Raw genomic sequence first — 16022 nt, 5'->3', positions numbered from 1 at the left:
CCTCGGAAGGTCTCATGGGCCCTGCCCCGTTGGACAGCACCCGCCGCACGAGCGATGGCCTGGCGCCCGCCGTGCGGGAGCGATCCGGCTCGGAGGCGGCACGGCTGAGGGCGAAGTACGCGCGCGAGGTGGCCCGGCTGGGCAACCACTCGCACTCGAAGGCCGCGGGGCTCGGGCACCTGGCGTTCCACATCGGGCTGGGCGTGGGAGCGGCGGTGGCGGCGCACGCGCTGCTGCGGGCGAGTCCCGTCGCGGGCTGGTGCCTCTACCCGCTGGTGGCCTTCTTCATCGCCACGCGGTTCCGCGCGCTCGGCAACATGCTGCACGAGGCGTGTCACGGCATGTTCGTGCGGGGCAAGCGCGCCAACCGCTTCTTCGGGCACGTGCTGGCCATCATCGACCTGACGGCGCTCGAGCCCTACACGCGCGAGCACTTCACGCACCACCAGCACCTGGGCGACCCCACGAGGGACCTGGACTTCTTGCCCCGGCGCAAGTTCGGGTTCGCCGAGCCCACCGGGCACTTCACGCGGCGCCACCTGCTGCGGCCGCTGCTGCTCGTCCACCTGCCGTCCTTCGTGCGCCCGGTGCTCTTCAGCCGCACGGACCCGTGGCCGGTGACGCTGGGCCGGTGGGCCTTCCTGGCCGGACTGCTCTCGCTGGCGCAGTGGGGCATCGGCTGGAAGAACTTCCTGCTCTTCTACGGGCTGCCCTACTTCGTGACCTACCAGGTCATCCGCTACTGGTCGGACGCGGTGGACCACGCGGGCATCATCGGCGAGGCGGACGAGTTCCACCGCTCGCGCAATCACATCTTCCGCTGGGGCCTGCTCAACCGGGTGCTCTTCCCGCGCAACGACCAGTACCACCTCACGCACCACCTCTTCCCGGCGGTGCCCACCACCGTGCAGGGCCGCGTCCACGCGCTCCTCCTGTCGGATCCGGAGTACGCGGACCGGCCGCACTCCTTCTCCGCACTGCTGTAGAGGAGCGCGGACGGCTCAGCCGCGGGTGACGCGCTCGATGGCCTCCAGGGCCTCGGGGAAGCGCTCGGGAGCCATGCCCAGGCCCAGGCGGAAGCCGTGGCCGCGCGCCAGCGGATGGGCGCCCGAGGGCTCGCCGTGCTCCATGGCGCTGAGCGGCAGGACGAACACCCCGGCCTCGCCGAGCGCCTGGAGCTTCGCCTCGAACTCCTTCGGGGCGGCCACGCCGCGCACGCCGATGCAGGTGACGAGGCCACCAGCCGGAGCCACGCCGTACACGCCCTGGGAGCGCTCCAGGAAGGAGGCCAGGGTGCGCCGGTTGCGCCGCCAGTCCTCGCGCGCCTCGGTGAGCACGGGGCTGCCGAGGTCCTTGAGCACCTCGTAGGAGATCCACTCGGTGACCGGGTTCACGGTGTGCGTGGTGTAGTTCTTCTCGTTCTGCATGCGCGCCAGCATGGCCGTGTCGCCGACGCACCAGCCGATGCGCAGGCCCGGACAGCCGAGGCACTTGATGAAGGAGCCGGTGACGAAGGAGCGCGTGCCCGGGCGGTACACGGTGGAGCCCAGCACCTCGGTCTCCGAGGAGAGGAAGCGGTAGTGCTCGTCGCCCACGAGCGTGGCGCCGGACCTGTCCACCCACCGCGAGACGCCCTCCAGCAGCTGCGGGTCGAGCACCAGCCCGCTCGGGTTGTGGGGGTTGTTGATGATGACGACGTCCGGGGACTCGCGCTCGAGCAGGGAGAGCCACTCGCTGGCGTCGACGGAGGGCACGCCGCGCGAGTCCCAACGCACGGGCAGGCGGACGATCTCCGCGCCCTGCTGCATGGGCAGCTCATAGAGGAGCTGGAAGGCGGGCCAGGCGAGGGCCACCTTGCGCGGGCTGAGCTGCCGGAAGAGGAGCAGCAGGGCCTCGCTGGTGCCGGTGGTGATGAGGACGTTGTCGCGCGTGGCGCCGGGGTGCATGGCGGCCACGAGATCTCTCAGGTCGGCGCGGCCCCAGTTGGGACTGTCCCTCAGCAGGGTGGAGAGGAACGTGTCCATGGCCTGCTGGTGGCTGACGCCGGAGCCGGTGAGCAGCTCCCCCACGGTGCGGGGCCGGGCGCCGGACTCGCCGAGGTTGTAGCGCGCGGTGAAGCGCGAGCCCTCGAGGTAGTCCTCCATGAAGAACGAGCGAAGAAGATCCATGTCAGTCCAGGCGGGAAGGCGGGGGAAAGGAAGGCGTCAGCGGGCCGGGGTGGCGTCGGGCCAGGGGACGTCCCCGCGCGAGGCGACGACGACCTGCTGGATGGGCATCTCGAAACCACGGGAGGACGTGAGGCCCACGGGCTCGAGGAGCCGGCGGAAGTCGGGCATGGACAGCACGTCCCCCTCGTTGGAGACGTAGCGGCGCAGGGCGAAGTAGAGCGCGTCGAGAGGACCATCGCGCCGGTCCGTCAGCAGGTAGCCCGAAATGAGGAGCAGCCCCCGGGGACGCAGCGCGCGGGCGAGCTTGCCGAAGAGGCGCGGCAGCTCCTCGGGAGGCAGCGCGGGGATGACCTGGGGCAGCAGGATGATGTCGTACTGGGACTCGCCGTAGTCCACGGACAGGCAGTCCCCGGCCCAATAACGGGCGCGCCCGTCCAGCTTGAGCTTCGCGATGTTGGGCTTCACCTGCTCCAGGACGTGCTCGGAGTCCAGGTAGGTGACGTGCACGGAGGGGTCGGCCAACCCGAAGGCGGCGCCCCAGACACCCGAGCCGGTGCCCACGTCGAGCACTCGCGCGTCCTTCAACGGGCGCATGCTGGCGGCGAGCTCCGCGGCCTTGCGGCCCAGCTTCAGGTGGGAGACGAAGATGCCGGTGATGCGCGAGGCGTTCTGCTGGTAGATGCGCTTCGCCATCTCCGGGTCACGCAGATCCAAACGGAACCTGGCCTGGGTGACGGCCTCGTCCAGGTGCGCGAGGGCCTCCCAGTAGTCCATGGTGGCCGGCAGCGCGCGCTGGAAGTACGGCAGGCTGGTGGCGTCCAGGGAGCGGCCCGCCAGCTCGGAGAGGCCGAAGGCGTCCCCCTCGTGCCGGACGAGGCCCATGGAGCCGAGCACCCCGAGCAATACCCGCAGGGCCTCGGGCTGGGCGCCAGTGGCCTTCGCCAGCTCCGCGAGGGGCCGGGGGCCGGACACCAGCGCCTCGAGCAGACCCACCGTGCCGCTCGTCACGAGCGCCTGGGTGCGCAGGAAGTTGCGGACGGCCCGGTCCTCGTAGTCCGCCTGGGTGGGGCTGGGCGCGGGCGCGCGGGGAGCGAGGAACTCCTGGCGGTACCACCCGAGCAAGTCCTTGGAACCGCCCCGCCACTCCACGGGAGCGCCCGTGCGGAGGGCCTCGGGCAGCTTCGCGGACACGAGCCACCCCCCGAGTGCCTCACGCATCCGGGCGGCGAAATCCGCCTGACGCAGGAAGGCGCTGGAGGCCGGGAGCGAGTACCCCCTCCCCTCCACCAGGTGGACGAAGCCGAGTCCCACCAACGGCTCGATCACGGAGCGCGTGCCCCGCACGGTGCCGCCGATGCGCTGGGCGAGTGCTTCCAGCGACACCGGCGCGGAGCCCTCGTCCGGGAGGTGCTCGAAGAGGCCGAGCGCGAAGGCCCCGAGGAGCGCCGCCGACTCGTTGCTGGCGTCACGGGCCCAGAAGTTGAGTTGTTGGACGAACGCGGTCTGGGAGGGCGCGGGAGTGGACTCGGACAAGGTGCGTGCCTCGGGGTCGCCTGGGGGGAGCCGAATTATGGCCCAACCCGTTGCCCCTTTGCACCTGGGCCCCCGCTACACCGGCACGTAGCACAGCAGGACATTCCCGTTGCCGAAGGTCCGCGTCTGGGTCGGCTTCAGGGTCAGCTTGTGCTGGATGCCCTCGAACATCGTCCTCCCCCGGCCGAGGACGATGGGATTCACCACGAACTGGTACTCATCGACCAGGCCCGCCTGCGCCAGTTGCGCCACGATGCTGCCGCTTCCCATGAGCGTCATGCCCTGGCCGGGCTCGTTCTTCATCTTGCGGACTTCCGCCACCAGGTCGCCCTTCACCAGCTTCGTATTGCTCCACGACACCTTGTCCAGGGTTCTGGAGAACACGACCTTGGACATGCTGTTCATCCGTTCGGCCACGACAGGCTGCACCTGGGCCGCCATCGGCGTCGGCCAGAAGCTGGCCATGAGCTCATAGGTCTTCCTGCCGAACAGCAGCTCGCCTCCGCCACGGGCGTTCCCCGAGACGAAGTCGTTCCACTCCGCATCCTGTTCCCCCCGGTGGGCCCAGCTCATGTCGCCGTTGGCGTCCACGAAGTACCCATCCAGCGTCACGTTGTTGAAAACGACCAGTCTCCGCATGTCCCGTCTCCTTGGCAGGTATCCGATTCGTTTCAGCCCCGGGCCAGGCGCGCCCAGGCAGAGGCGAGCGCGTCCGCGGCGGCCACCACATCCTCGTGCGTCGTCGTCCGGCCCAGGGACAGGCGCACCGAGCCGAGCGCGGCCCCGGGCTCGATGCCCATGGCGGTGAGCACGGACGAAGCGGACTCCTCACCCGCGTGGCACGCGGAGCCCGTGGACGCGGCCACCTCGGGAGCCGCCGCCAGCAGCGCCGAGCCGCTCACCCCGAGGAAGCGCACGTTGAGCGTGTTGGGCAACCGCTCCACCGGATGACCATTGAGCGCCAGTCCCGGGACGCGCGCCCGGAGCCGCTCCCACAACTCATCGCGCAGCCCCCGGACCCGCGCCGACTCCGTCTCCACGGTGCGCAGCGCCACCTCGCAGGCCACCCCGAGCCCCACGATGGAGGCGACGTTCTCCGTGCCCGGACGCAGGCCGCGCTCGTGCCCCGCGCCGAGCAGCAGCGGACGCAGCGGCGTGCCCTTGCGCACGTACAGCGCCCCCACGCCCTTGGGCGCGCCGAACTTGTGGCCCACCACCGTGAGCAGATCCACGCCGAGCCCCTCGACGGACACGGGCAGCTTGCCCACGGACTGGGCCGCGTCGGTGTGCATCAGCACGCCCCGGGCCCGGGCCTCGCGAGCCACCTCGGCGATGGGCTGCAGCACGCCCGTCTCGTTGTTCGAGTGCATGAGCGTGACGAGCGCCGTGTCACTCCGCAGCGCGGCCCCCACCTCGGAGACGCGGACGCGGCCCTCTCCGTCCACCGGAAGCCAGGTCACCCGCCCGCCGTGCTTCTCCAGCTCACGGCACGGCTCGGTGGTGGCCGGGTGCTCGATGACGGAGGTCACCACGTGCCGCTTGTCCGGCAGCGCCGCCAGCACGCCGCGGATGGCGAGGTTGTTGGCCTCGGTGCCATGCGCGACGAAGAAGAGCTCCTCCGCCGCCGCGCCGAGCAGCGCCGCCACCTGGGCCCGCGCCCGGTCGACGGCCGCCTTGGCCCGGCGCCCGTAGACATGCGCGCTCGACGGATTGCCGAAGTGCTCGCGCAGGTAGGGCACCATCGCGTCAACCACCTCGGGCAGCAGCGGGGTGGTGGCGTTGTGGTCCAGGTAGATGGGCTCTCGGCTCGGGTTCATTCAACCCGGCATTCTCGCCCATCCCGAGGAACTTCGGCGTCTTCTCCGAGCGCCTTGCTCCCCATCCATCGCCCCTCCTACGCTCCATCCGACAGGAGCCTTCCATGCACAAACTCGAGTTCATCGCGCAACTCGCCATCGCACACCGTCTCACCACCGGGAAGGAGCTCGCGGTCCTTCTGGACTCGAGCTGGGATGTGAAGGCGATTGGAAGGCATGCACACCTGGGGGGGAAGACAGCGCATACCGCCATCATCAACGTCCTTCAAAACCACCCCGTGGAGAGGACCTTCTCCTGCCTGTCCACGTATGAGCCGGCCGCGATGTGCAAGGGCATGGCGCACAACCTGGGTGTCACCCTGTTGCAGGTGAACGGCGATACCGAGAAAGGAGGGGCGCTGGAGGTTTCCAAGCTCCCCGATGCGACCAAGGACCCGGAGGGCTTCCTGAAGAAGGCCAGCAGGCTGAAGGGCGCCGCGGGTCTCCTTGTCACCCAGTTCGATGCGGCGCCCACCAGCGAGGCGCGCCGGACGCTCTCCACGGCGCTCGCTCGGGTGCTGTCGACGCTACCCAACCCCGCCCCCTTCCGCGGGGCGCTCGGGGACGTGACCGACATGTTCATGCTGTCGGTCTTCTCGCTCGTGGGGATGTCCTGGACCAACCCGAAGAGGATGCACGCCGACAATCTCACCCGTGGCGAGAGGCTGTGCGGCAACAACGTCGGCGCCCTCATCGTGAAGGACAACACGATCATCGCCTGGGGGCTCAATACCGGCGCCGAGCACCTGACGTTCCACGCCGAGACCGTGGCGATCCAGTCCTACCTGGCCAGGACGGGCAAGACCTCGCTTCCAGCGGGCTGCGTCCTCTACACCACCCTCCAGCCTTGTAAGATGTGCGCCGGTCTCATCCTCCAGACCTGTCCGGGCGCCTTGGTGGTGTACGGAATGAGGGATGGCTGGCTGAAGACGCCCTTGACGGATACGGGCAGGGAGAAGCGCTGGGCGCACGGCCTGTGTGAAGCGCTCGACCAGAAGATCACAGACAAGCGGGACGACGAGGAAGAGCAGCACTCGTCCATTCATTATCTTCGAGACGACGTCAGCTCCATCTTCCTGGATGCCTTCGGGCAGCTCCTGAAATGCGACACGGCCTCCCAGGGGCGGCAGGATCTGTTCATGCATTGCCTGGAGCTGCTGCTCAATGCAGCCCGGGCGGGCATGGCCACGAAATACGGCATCGACATCATCCTCGAGATGTTCAATGCCATGGGCGCCATCGAGCAGAACAGCGGCGAGCGCGCGACGGCACACCAACTGCAGCTCGAGCACGAGCGGACGGAGCAACTGCTGCAGCTCGTGCAAGAGCAGTACACCCTCACGGTGGACGGCACGAAGAAGGCGAAGGAGCAGCTCCAGAAGGCGGAGCCGTTCGACAAGAAGGTCCAGCAGGAGTTGCAGCTCATCCTGAAGGAGAAGAAGGCCGCGGTGGCAGCGGCCGCGCAGGCAGAGAAGCACAGGACCGAGGCGGAGAAGCAGGAGAAAGCCCGCGAGGCCCGCGAGAAGGCGGAACTGGCGGAGGAGCAGATCCAGCTCGCCAACAAGGCGTACGACGCCGCGAGCAGTGCCCTGAAACGGCTGAAGGAGCAGAAGAAGAAGGCGAAGCTCCATGCCACTGACGCCATCGTCCACGCGCAGCTGGCGATGAACGCGGCGGGGACCGCTTCCGAGGCAGAGGACCAGCTGAAGGAAAAGGTTCCAAAAGTGGCCGTTGCCCTCAACAAGGCGAAGGAGGCCGAAGCCAGCGCACAAGCGGCGGAACAGTGCCTGACGCGGATGAAGGAGGCGCGGAACGAGGCGGTGGGCGCGCTCATGGCCACGAGTGAAGCGGCCTCTCGCACGCAGCTCCAGACCGAACTGGCGTTCCTCGTGGCCACGCGAAAGGGGCAACTCGCGAACATCAACGGCACGGTCGAGAAGGCGCTCAAGAACGCGGAGCTCGCGAAGAAGGCGGCGAAGCTGGCGCGGGAGCTCGAGGAGCAGGCGTCGTTCCTCGTCAAGCAGGCCGAGTTGGCGGTGGCCAACTGCAAGTCCTCCATCGCGAAAGCCGTCGGAGAGGGAGAGCTCGTCAAGGCCAGGCAGAACGCCGAGAAGGCGCTGCAGAACGCCAAGAAGATGGAAGAAGAGTACGAGGACGTGTCAAAGGAAGCCGCCCTCATGCTGACTTCCTTGAAGGACGCCGGTGAAGCCAGCGACCAGAACCAGCTCGCCGCGTTCATCAACCTCGTCAATGACAAAGCGAAAGAGGTGGTGCGAGCGGCGAAGAACACCCAGCACTACAAGGAGCTCGTTGACAGTGCGCTGGCGCTCCTCGAGCGCAACGGTCAGATCGCGAAGAACCCCGTGAGCTGCGTGAAGTGCACCACACCGCTCGAGGAGGAGACGACCGACAAAACACGGTGGCACCATTGCGTCTCGTGCGATCATTATTACTGCGATGCCTGCGGGTATAAGCTTCCGTACTCCGGCATCTTGTCGCGGACCCGCAAGTGTCATTCCTGTAGTGGGACCACCCAGTTGGTCTGAAGGCGCGGTGAGCGGGGCTCACGGCACGTCCGTCGGGTCCCACCCCGTGTACAGGTCCTCGTTCATCCCATCGAGCCGCCGCAGGTCCTCGGGAGAGAGGGAGAAGTCGAAGACGCTGGCGTTCTCGCGGATGCGCTCGGCGTGGACGGACTTGGGGATGACCACCAGCCCATGCTCGAGGCACCAGCGGATGAGCACCTGCGCGGGGGACTTGCCGTACTTCCGGGCGATCTCCACGACGCGAGGGTCTCCGAGCCGCATCCCCTTCGTCAGCGGGCTGTACGCCTCCACGGCGATGCCCTTGTCCGCGCAGTAGCGCAGCAGCGCGGGCTGATGGAGGAAGGGGTGCTGCTCCACCTGGTTGACGGCGGGGACCACGCGGGCCTTCCCCAGCAGCTCGTCGAGATGGTGCTCCAGGAAGTTGCTCACCCCGATGGCACGGCACTTCCCGTCGGCGAGCAGCTTCTCCAGGGCGCGCCACGAGTCGAGCCGCCGGCCCGGCACCGGCCAGTGCACCAGGTACAGGTCCACGTACTCCAGCCCGAGGTCCTTCAGGCTGCGCTCGCAGGCGCGCAGCGCGGAGTCGTAGCCCTGGTCCTCGTTCCACAGCTTGGTGGTGACGAAGATGTCCTCTCGAGCCAGGCCGCTCTCGCGCACCGCGGCGCCCACGTCCCGCTCGTTGCCGTAGATGCGGGCCGTGTCGATGTGCCGGTAGCCGGCCGCGAGCGCCACCAACACCGCCTGGCGCGTCACCTCGCCCCGAGGGGCCCGGAAGACACCCAGGCCCAGCCGGGGCAGCTCCACGCCGTTGTTCAGCTTCACGGTGGACTGGAGGGTCAGATCCATGGGGAACAGCTTGGAGGCCCCGTGACGACCCTGTCCACCGCTCATCGCCGGATGTATCCACGGGATGGCGGGACGCTCCGGTGTTATGCCCGGCAGCCACCATGACGCGCACCCTCACCATCGTCCCCCGCTGGGCCGGCCACTCCGGCTCGGACTTCTATCCCTGGCTCCTCCGCGAGCGGCCCCCGGGATTCGACGCCGTGCGTGCGCTGGACATGCCCGAGCCGAAGCAGCCCACGATTCAGGCCTGGGTCCCCGCGCTCACCGCCGCGCTGGGAACGGCGCCCGCGCCCGGTTCGGTGCTGCTGGGGCACAGCGTCGGATGCCAGGCGGTGCTGCGCTACCTGGCGGAGCTACCTCCCGGGAGCACGGTGGAGGGCGTGCTGCTCGTGGCCGCCTGGTGGAGCGTGGACAAGCCGTGGGACAGCCTGCGCCCGTGGACGGACACGCCGGTGGACCTCGCGCGGGTGCGCGCCGCCTCGCGCCGCTTCGTCGTGCTCCTGTCCGACAACGACCCGTTCACCTCGGACTTCCGCGAGAACGGCCGGCTCTGGAAGGAGCGCCTCGGCGCCGAGGTGGTGCTCGCCCCGGGCGCGCGCCACTTCAACAGCGAGCAGGAGCCGGCGGTACTCGACGCGCTGCGTCTGCATTTCGCCCAGCCGCTCAATCCCTGACGGGCCGTCAGGTCTGCGCCCGGTGGGACGTCTGGTTCCCGACGCCCTGCCGCCATGCAGGCATGGCCCGAGTCCCGCTTGGTTGACCGGCCACACGCAGGGTTCAAAGGATTGAGCGGTGATGAGTACGCAAGAGCCGAGGATCGTGGTCACGTCGACCGACATGGAGCGGCTGCGGACCCTCATCGACACGACCGCGGGCGACAAGGCGGACGCGCTCGATGCGGAGCTGCTGCGCGCGGAGGTGGTCGAGCCGACGCAGGTGCCGCCGGACGTCGTCACCATGAACAGCCGGGTGGTGTACCGGGACGAGGACACGGGGGAGACGCGGGAGGTGACGCTCTCCTACCCGAAGGACGCGTCGTTGGAGCAAGGGCGGGTGTCCGTGCTGGCGCCTGTCGGAGCGGCGCTGCTCGGGCTGTCGGTGGGGCAGGAGATCGGCTGGCAGCTACCCGGCGGGAAGAACAAGCGCCTGCGCATCCTCTCGGTCAACTACCAGCCGCAGGCCGCGGGCCACTACCACTGAGCCCCGCGCTCCCCTCTCCCTCCGAGAGAGGGACAGGGTGAGGGCACCACGCCCCCCAGGTTGCACCCGTGCATGCCCCCTCTCCCCCTGGGAGAGGGCTGGGGTGAGGGTCTGAGCGCGATCCGGGCGACCTCTGGTACAAGCCCTCCGCCCATGCCGTCCTCCCCTGCCCCGCCCCCGCTGAGCCGCGAACGCTTCGAGGCGCTCGTCGCGGAGGGCTACAACCAGGTCCCCCTCGTGCGCACGGTGGAGTTCCATGGCCTGAGGCCGGTGGACCTGCTGCGCGCGCTGCCCGCGGGCCAGCGCTTCCTGCTCGAGAGCACACGCACCTCCAGCGAGGGCCGCTACTCCTTCGTGGGAGCCAGACCCTTCCTCACCTTCCGGGCCAAGGGCCCGCGGTGCGAGGTGAACGGGGAGCCCCACCCGGGTGAGCCGCTGTCCGTGCTGCGCCAGCTGCTGAAGCGCTGGCGAGGCCTCCGGCTGCCGGGCATGCCCCTCTTCTGCGGCGGCGCGGTGGGCTTCTTCGCCTACGAGGCGGCCCACTATTTCGAGTCCCTGCCTCGTCACTCGAACGATGACCTGGGCATGCCGGACATCGCACTGGGCTTCGTGGACACCTTCGTGGCGGTGGAGTCCCAGGAGGACCGCGCGCTCGTGGTGGCCACGGGCAGTGACTACGACGACTGCACCCGGCGGGTGGAGGCCCTGGAGCGCGCGGTGCGCGAGGCCGCGGCCCGAGGACCCACCGCTCCCACGTGGCACCTGGCGGACGGACAGACGCCGGACGTGGCGTGGCGCTCCAACTTCACCCAGGAGGGCTACCTGCGCGCGGTGGAGCGCGTGCGCGAGTACATCCGCGCGGGGGACACGTACCAGGTGAACCTCTCGCAGCGGCTGGAGGTGGAGCCTCGGCTGTCCGCGCTGGAGCTGTACGAGGCGCTGTCCACGCTCAGCCCGGTACACTTCGCCAGCTACCTGGAGCTGGACGGCTTCGAGGTGGTGAGCGCCTCGCCCGAGCGGCTGGTGCGGGTGGAGGACGGCCTGGCGTTGACGCGGCCCATCGCGGGCACGCGCCGCAAGGGAACGCCGGAGGAGAACACCCGCTTCGTGCACGAGCTGCGCACCAACGAGAAGGAGCGCGCCGAGCACGCGATGCTGGTGGACCTGGAGCGCAACGACCTGGGGCGCGTCTGCGCCTACGGCAGCGTCCAGGTGACGAAGCTGATGGAGATCACCGAGTACTCCCACGTCATCCACATCGAGTCCGAGGTGGTGGGCCGGCTGGCGCCGGGCGTGGAGCCGCTCGACGTGGTGGCGGCGGTGTTCCCGGGTGGCACCATCACCGGCGTGCCGAAGATCCGCACCATGCAGATCATCACCGAGCTGGAGCCCCACGCCCGGGGCCTCTACACGGGCTCGCTCGGATACCTGAGCTTCACGGGCGAGCTGGACCTGAACATCGTCATCCGCACCCTGGTGTTGAAGGACGGCAGGGCCCACGTGCAGGTGGGCGCGGGCATCGTCCACGACTCGGAGCCGAGGCGCGAGTACCAGGAGACGCTGCACAAGGCCCGCTCGCTGCTGCTCGCGCTGTCCGCGCGCCCGGAGGGGGACGCGGCATGATGCTGCTCATCGACAACTTCGACTCCTTCACCTTCAACCTCGTGCAGGCGCTGGGAGGACTGGGGGCGGAGCTGAAGGTGGTGCGCAACAACGCCCTCACGCTCGCCGGGGTGGAGGCGCTGCGGCCGGACCACATCGTCATCTCCCCGGGCCCGTGCACTCCGGACGAGGCCGGCATCTCGATGGAGGTCATCCGCGCCTTCGCGGGCCGGGTGCCCATCCTCGGGGTGTGCCTGGGCCACCAGTCGCTCGGGCAGGTGTTCGGCGGGCGCGTCGTGCGGGCGCCGGTGCCCGTGCACGGGAAGACGGCCGACATCCACCATGATGACCGGGGTGTCTTCCGGGGCCTGCCGCAGCCATTCGTCGCCGCGCGCTACCACTCGCTGGTGGTGGACCGGGCGAGCCTCCCGGAGTGCCTGGAAGTGTCCGCCTGGTGCGGCGAGCTGGTGATGGGCCTGCGCCACCGCGAGTACCCGTGGCTGGAGGGCATCCAGTTCCATCCCGAGTCCTTCCTCACACCGCATGGGAACCAGTTGCTCGCCAACTTCCTGGAGGCGCGCATCGGATGACGGGGACGGTCGCGGTGAACGGCGAGGTGCGCCGGCTGGAGGACCTGCGGCTCCAGGACTTCCTCCAGTCCTTCTTCTTCGGCGCGGGCTTCTTCGAGACGCTCCTCGTCGAGCAGGGCGCCCCGATGTTCCTCGAGCGGCACCTCGCCCGGCTCCGTGCGAGCCTCGGGGTCCATGCGGGCTGTGTGCACGCGCCTCCGCCCGAGGTGCTCACCGCCGGGGCCGTGCGCGAGACGCTGCGCCAATGCCTGGAGGCGGATGCCAGCCTGGGGCCGCGCTTCACCGGCGTGGCCAAGCTGGTGGCGGGAGATGCACGGCTCCTGCTGTCCTTCCGGCCCCTGCCCCAGCGCCCTCCGGACGAGGGGGTTGTCCTCGATGCGGTGGAGGACCGCTGCTACCGGCGGGGGGACCCCACCCTGAATCACAAGAGCGTCTCGTACCTGCGGCAGTACGCGCACCTGGGGCGGGGCACCGTCTTCGTCAACGAGGCCGGAGAGCTGTGCGAGGTCCCGAATGGGAACCTGTTCTTCCTCGTCGGCGATGCCGTGGTGACACCGCCGCTGGAGGCCCCGTGCCTCCCCGGCATCATCCGCGCCGTGCTGCTGGAGGAAGGACGGCTCGGGGGGCTGCCCGTCGAGGAGCGCACGCTGCGCCGGGAGCAGGTGGAGGACGTGCGCGGCTGCGTCCTCACCAACTCCGTGAGCCTCTCCCTGGCCGTCCCGCGGTTGCTCGGGAGGGAGTTGCCTGGAAGCGCCGCGCTGGCCGGGCACGCTCGCGCCGTCGTGCGGGAGTACGCACAGCGGGACGCGTGACGACCCTCACCCTGGCCCTCTCCCAGAGGGAGAGGGGATGGTGCGGAAGCCGAGGCCCTGCTCCACCTCGGCGTCCGTGAGCAGGCGGCAGGCTCCTTCCGGCACGTCCAGCACCAGCGTCCCCACGGCCTCGCGGTGCAGCGTCCGCACCGGGTGCCCCACCGCCGCCAGCATCCGCTTCACCTGGTGGTGCCGCCCCTCGGTGAGCACCAGCTCGACCCGCCCCGGCGCCAGCAACCGGGCGCCCGCTGGCCTGGTTGGTCCGTCGTCGAGCGTCACCCCCTCGCGCAGCCGCTGAAGGGCCGCCTCCGAGGGCGCTCCCTCGACGTCCGCCACGTACCGCTTGGGCACATGCGTCTCCGGTGAGGTCGCGTGCGCCACCAGCCGCTCCTCGTTGGTGAAGAGCAGCAGGCCCGTGGTGTCCCGGTCCAGGCGCCCCACCGCGTACCACTCGTGGCCTCGCAGCTCCGGCGGCAGCACCGCGCGCAGCCGCTCGAAGACGGTGCCGAGGCCCTCGGGATCGCTCCCGTGCACCACCACCCCCGCGGGCTTGTGGAACATCAGCGCCAGCGTCCGGGCCTCCAGCGAGCGCAGCGTCCCATCCACCCGCACCGCGCTGCCCGCGTGCACCGGCGCGAAGGGCTCCCGCTCCACGCGCCCATCCACCTCCACCCGTCCCTCGCGGATGGCCTGCTCCGCGTCCGCCCGGGGCATCACCCCCGCCCGCCCCAGCGCTCGCGCCAGCCAGTCCGCGCGGCTTCCCTCCGGCACCGGCTCCTGGCGCCGGCGCGCGGCCTCCAGCCACCGCGGTGTCCTCGGTTTCCTCGCCATCAGCGAATTCCCTTTGGATTCTCGCGCTTCCCATTCCCATTCCAGCAACCGGGGTGCCGCACTCCCCTGCCTGCTTCGCGAGCGTTCCCCGCTTCATTCCTGGCGCCTGCCTGAGCGTGCCTAGCTTGAAGCATGTGTGGGCCATTCCCGCATGAGTGCAGCACCCCATCAACCTACTCGGAGGAGAGCGCATGGCAACCGTGACTGAAGGAGGTATCCAGGGTTCCAGCTATACCGGCACCAGCCAGTCCATCGGGACGGAGCAGGGCACCGGTTTCACGGCTCAGGGCAAGGAGCAGGTGAAGCGCTTCACCGGTGTGACGCGGGATCGCGTCTACCACCAGATCGACGACCGCAAGGGCGATCTGATCAAGGGCCTCCAGGGCTTCGTCTCCACGCTGGAGAACGCCTCCCAGAACGCCGACGGCTTCTCGCAGCAGTTCCTCAATGGCGCCGTGGGCTACGTGCGCCAGTTCTCCGACCGCATCGAGAACGGCAGCACCGAGGAGCTGGTGCGTGACGCCAAGCAGTTCATCCGCGAGAAGCCCGCGCCCTTCTTCGCTGGCTGCGTCGCCCTCGGGTTCCTCGCCGCCCGCATCCTCAAGGACTAGGAGAGGCCACGATGCAACCCGGTAATCCAGACACGCGAAGAGGCTTCGACTACGAGGACCGCACCATCCCGGGCGACGGCATGTCGGGACGCGCGTTCGGGTCCCTGGTGGGCGAGTTCTTCGACCAGGGCAAGCGGCTCATCCGCGCGGAGATCGCCCTGGCGAAGACCGAGCTGCGCCAGGAGGTGGTGAAGGTCAAGGCGGGCGGCATCATGGTGGGCGTGGGAGGCCTGCTGCTGTTCATCGGTGCCCTGGCCTTCGCGGCCTTCGCCATCGTCCTGCTCGATCTCGTGATGCCGCTGTGGGCCTCCGCGCTCATCGTCACGGTGCTCTTCCTCGGCATTGGCGCGGGCGTCGCCATGGCGGGCATCAAGCACCTCAAGCAAGTCCACGCACCCAACCAGACCATTCAAACCTTGAAGGAGGACAGTCAATGGGCGAGCAGGACGTTCCAATCCGTGAAATCTCAGATGCACGGGCACGCATGAGCGAGCTCGCCGATGAGCTGGCCCGGCGCATGGAGCCGGAGCACCTCAAGGCGATCGCCGCGGACAAGGTCTCGGACCTCAAGGAGCAGGCCCGGGACAAGGCGGTGGAGAAGGTCGACGAACTCAAGACACAAGCCAGGGAGGCCGTGATGCGCAAGAGCTACGAGGTGAAGGAACGGGCGGACACGCCCAAGGGCTGGAGCATGCTGGGGGCGATTCTCGGTGCCGGAGTGGGCTCGGTGCTGATGAAGAAGGCCTTCGACGTGCGCCACCAGTCGGACTGGAACCGCCGGATGTATGGCGACTATGACCGGAGCACCCCATCCCTGGTCCCCGCGCCCGATGGCGGCCTGATGCGGCCCACCGGGGACGCGCGCGGCTCGCTGGGCGCCGACCTCGGCGTGCGCACCAGCTCGGACGTGGGCAGCTCCTCCATGAACCTGGGCGGCGTGGACAGCGGCGGCGGCCTGAAGGAGCGCGCCTCGGACGCCATGGACATGGCCAAGGACAAGGCCTCCGAGCTCAAGGATCGCGCCAGCGGCCTGGTGGACCGGGCCATGGACAAGACCCATGAGCTGCGTGAGCGCATCCCGGACCGGGGCGCCATCAAGCACCAGGCCTCGGACTGGTACGGCACCGTCTCGGAGAACCCGGTGCTGCTGGCCATCGGCGGCCTCGCCATCGGCGCGCTGTTCGCCAGCTTCATCCCGGTGACCGACCGCGAGCGCCAGCTCATCGAGCCGGCCAAGGCCAAGGTCAAGGAGCGCATCTCCACCCTCGGCGACCAGCTCGAGACGAAGCTCTCGGGTGAAACCGGCGAGGAGGGCATCCAGGAGGAGGAGTTCCAGGCCTCCGCGTCCTCGGAGAGCGAGCGCGAGCGCGGCGCCATTCCTCCGCTGCCGCCGCTCGATGATTACACCTCCGTGCACTGAGCCGGGC

At 69.4% G+C, this 16022-nt stretch carries 16 protein-coding genes; 10 read left to right on the top strand and 6 right to left on the bottom strand.

The features are described 5' to 3' along the window. The first annotated feature begins 14 nt into the window (after positions 1-14). Positions 15-986, top strand: a complete 972-nt coding sequence (locus tag NR798_RS12545) for a fatty acid desaturase family protein (RefSeq protein WP_375771698.1) — start codon at positions 15-17, stop codon at positions 984-986. Between the two features lie 15 nt (positions 987-1001). Here the strand turns inward: NR798_RS12545 and NR798_RS12540 are convergent, their stop codons facing one another. From NR798_RS12540 to NR798_RS12525, 4 genes are all read right to left on the bottom strand, one after another. Beyond that, positions 1002-2168, bottom strand: coding sequence for an aminotransferase class I/II-fold pyridoxal phosphate-dependent enzyme (locus NR798_RS12540; RefSeq protein WP_375771697.1), 1167 nt, complete (start codon positions 2166-2168; stop codon positions 1002-1004). 36 nt (positions 2169-2204) lie between these two features. After that, positions 2205-3701 carry a methyltransferase domain-containing protein gene (locus NR798_RS12535; protein WP_375771696.1) on the bottom strand — a complete coding sequence of 499 codons (1497 nt, stop codon included), beginning with the start codon at positions 3699-3701 and terminating at the stop codon, positions 2205-2207. 75 nt (positions 3702-3776) lie between these two features. Beyond that, the gene (locus tag NR798_RS12530) at positions 3777-4340 is read right to left on the bottom strand and encodes a dihydrofolate reductase family protein (protein ID WP_375771695.1); all 564 of its coding nucleotides are present in this window, start codon (positions 4338-4340) and stop codon (positions 3777-3779) included. 32 nt (positions 4341-4372) lie between these two features. Continuing rightward, the gene (locus NR798_RS12525) at positions 4373-5518 is read right to left on the bottom strand and encodes a cysteine desulfurase family protein (protein WP_375771694.1); all 1146 of its coding nucleotides are present in this window, start codon (positions 5516-5518) and stop codon (positions 4373-4375) included. 104 nt (positions 5519-5622) lie between these two features. On the opposite strand from NR798_RS12525, the gene NR798_RS12520 reads away from it, so the two are divergent. Beyond that, the gene (locus NR798_RS12520) at positions 5623-8103 is read left to right on the top strand and encodes a Bd3614 family nucleic acid deaminase (protein WP_375771693.1); all 2481 of its coding nucleotides are present in this window, start codon (positions 5623-5625) and stop codon (positions 8101-8103) included. Between the two features lie 18 nt (positions 8104-8121). Here the strand turns inward: NR798_RS12520 and NR798_RS12515 are convergent, their stop codons facing one another. Then, positions 8122-8949, bottom strand: coding sequence for an aldo/keto reductase (locus NR798_RS12515; protein ID WP_375771692.1), 828 nt, complete (start codon positions 8947-8949; stop codon positions 8122-8124). A gap of 101 nt (positions 8950-9050) precedes the next feature. Here NR798_RS12515 and NR798_RS12510 point away from each other — a divergent pair, with 101 nt between their 5' ends. The 5 genes from NR798_RS12510 (at position 9051) to NR798_RS12490 (ending at position 13153) form a co-directional block, all read left to right on the top strand. Then, positions 9051-9623, top strand: coding sequence for an RBBP9/YdeN family alpha/beta hydrolase (locus tag NR798_RS12510; protein ID WP_375771691.1), 573 nt, complete (start codon positions 9051-9053; stop codon positions 9621-9623). Positions 9624-9744: 121 nt separating this feature from the next. After that, positions 9745-10149, top strand: coding sequence for a nucleoside diphosphate kinase regulator (gene rnk, locus NR798_RS12505; protein ID WP_375771690.1), 405 nt, complete (start codon positions 9745-9747; stop codon positions 10147-10149). A gap of 153 nt (positions 10150-10302) precedes the next feature. Next, positions 10303-11772 (top strand): anthranilate synthase component I family protein, encoded by a 1470-nt coding sequence (locus NR798_RS12500; protein ID WP_375771689.1) that lies wholly within the window; start codon positions 10303-10305, stop codon positions 11770-11772. Continuing rightward, on the top strand, positions 11769-12341 hold the full coding sequence (locus tag NR798_RS12495; protein WP_375771688.1) for an anthranilate synthase component II: 573 nt from the start codon (positions 11769-11771) through the stop codon (positions 12339-12341). The genes NR798_RS12500 and NR798_RS12495 overlap by 4 nt, the downstream gene beginning before the upstream one ends. After that, positions 12338-13153, top strand: a complete 816-nt coding sequence (locus NR798_RS12490; RefSeq protein ID WP_375771687.1) for an aminotransferase class IV — start codon at positions 12338-12340, stop codon at positions 13151-13153. The genes NR798_RS12495 and NR798_RS12490 overlap by 4 nt, the downstream gene beginning before the upstream one ends. Before the next feature lie 6 nt (positions 13154-13159). Here the strand turns inward: NR798_RS12490 and NR798_RS12485 are convergent, their stop codons facing one another. Beyond that, a complete protein-coding gene (locus NR798_RS12485) occupies positions 13160-13984 on the bottom strand; it encodes a pseudouridine synthase (protein ID WP_375771686.1) in 825 nt (274 codons plus the stop codon). 191 nt (positions 13985-14175) lie between these two features. On the opposite strand from NR798_RS12485, the gene NR798_RS12480 reads away from it, so the two are divergent. Genes NR798_RS12480 through NR798_RS12470 form a run of 3 tightly spaced genes read left to right on the top strand, consistent with a single transcriptional unit; the run spans position 14176 to position 16015 of the window. Beyond that, positions 14176-14595: a hypothetical protein gene (locus NR798_RS12480; RefSeq protein WP_375771685.1), complete on the top strand. Its 420-nt coding sequence runs from the start codon at positions 14176-14178 to the stop codon at positions 14593-14595. Positions 14596-14606: 11 nt separating this feature from the next. Next, positions 14607-15083, top strand: a complete 477-nt coding sequence (locus NR798_RS12475; RefSeq protein ID WP_375771684.1) for a phage holin family protein — start codon at positions 14607-14609, stop codon at positions 15081-15083. Next, entirely contained in the window at positions 15080-16015 is a 936-nt protein-coding gene (locus NR798_RS12470) for a hypothetical protein (protein ID WP_375771683.1), read from the top strand. Before NR798_RS12475 ends, NR798_RS12470 begins: the two co-directional genes overlap by 4 nt. Positions 16016-16022: the final 7 nt, after the last annotated feature.

The sequence above is a fragment of the Archangium gephyra genome, from assembly GCF_042230915.1.
Classification (GTDB): domain Bacteria; phylum Myxococcota; class Myxococcia; order Myxococcales; family Myxococcaceae; genus Archangium; species Archangium gephyra_B.
The sequence above is the reverse complement of the archived record's forward strand: the minus strand, read 5'-3'. Positions and strand labels throughout refer to the sequence as shown.

Excerpts from the sequence above, each read along its gene's own strand:
- NR798_RS12545 (WP_375771698.1), top strand. The coding sequence starts at position 15 with ATGGGCCCTGCCCCGTTGGACAGCACCCGCCGCACGAGCGATGGCCTG.
- NR798_RS12540 (WP_375771697.1), bottom strand. The coding sequence starts at position 2,168 with ATGGATCTTCTTCGCTCGTTCTTCATGGAGGACTACCTCGAGGGCTCG.
- NR798_RS12530 (WP_375771695.1), bottom strand. The coding sequence starts at position 4,340 with ATGCGGAGACTGGTCGTTTTCAACAACGTGACGCTGGATGGGTACTTC.
- NR798_RS12525 (WP_375771694.1), bottom strand. The coding sequence starts at position 5,518 with ATGAACCCGAGCCGAGAGCCCATCTACCTGGACCACAACGCCACCACC.
- NR798_RS12520 (WP_375771693.1), top strand. The coding sequence starts at position 5,623 with ATGCACAAACTCGAGTTCATCGCGCAACTCGCCATCGCACACCGTCTC.
- NR798_RS12515 (WP_375771692.1), bottom strand. The coding sequence starts at position 8,949 with ATGGATCTGACCCTCCAGTCCACCGTGAAGCTGAACAACGGCGTGGAG.
- NR798_RS12510 (WP_375771691.1), top strand. The coding sequence starts at position 9,051 with ATGACGCGCACCCTCACCATCGTCCCCCGCTGGGCCGGCCACTCCGGC.
- rnk (WP_375771690.1), top strand. The coding sequence starts at position 9,745 with ATGAGTACGCAAGAGCCGAGGATCGTGGTCACGTCGACCGACATGGAG.
- NR798_RS12500 (WP_375771689.1), top strand. The coding sequence starts at position 10,303 with ATGCCGTCCTCCCCTGCCCCGCCCCCGCTGAGCCGCGAACGCTTCGAG.
- NR798_RS12495 (WP_375771688.1), top strand. The coding sequence starts at position 11,769 with ATGATGCTGCTCATCGACAACTTCGACTCCTTCACCTTCAACCTCGTG.
- NR798_RS12490 (WP_375771687.1), top strand. The coding sequence starts at position 12,338 with ATGACGGGGACGGTCGCGGTGAACGGCGAGGTGCGCCGGCTGGAGGAC.
- NR798_RS12485 (WP_375771686.1), bottom strand. The coding sequence starts at position 13,984 with ATGGCGAGGAAACCGAGGACACCGCGGTGGCTGGAGGCCGCGCGCCGG.
- NR798_RS12480 (WP_375771685.1), top strand. The coding sequence starts at position 14,176 with ATGGCAACCGTGACTGAAGGAGGTATCCAGGGTTCCAGCTATACCGGC.
- NR798_RS12475 (WP_375771684.1), top strand. The coding sequence starts at position 14,607 with ATGCAACCCGGTAATCCAGACACGCGAAGAGGCTTCGACTACGAGGAC.
- NR798_RS12470 (WP_375771683.1), top strand. The coding sequence starts at position 15,080 with ATGAGCGAGCTCGCCGATGAGCTGGCCCGGCGCATGGAGCCGGAGCAC.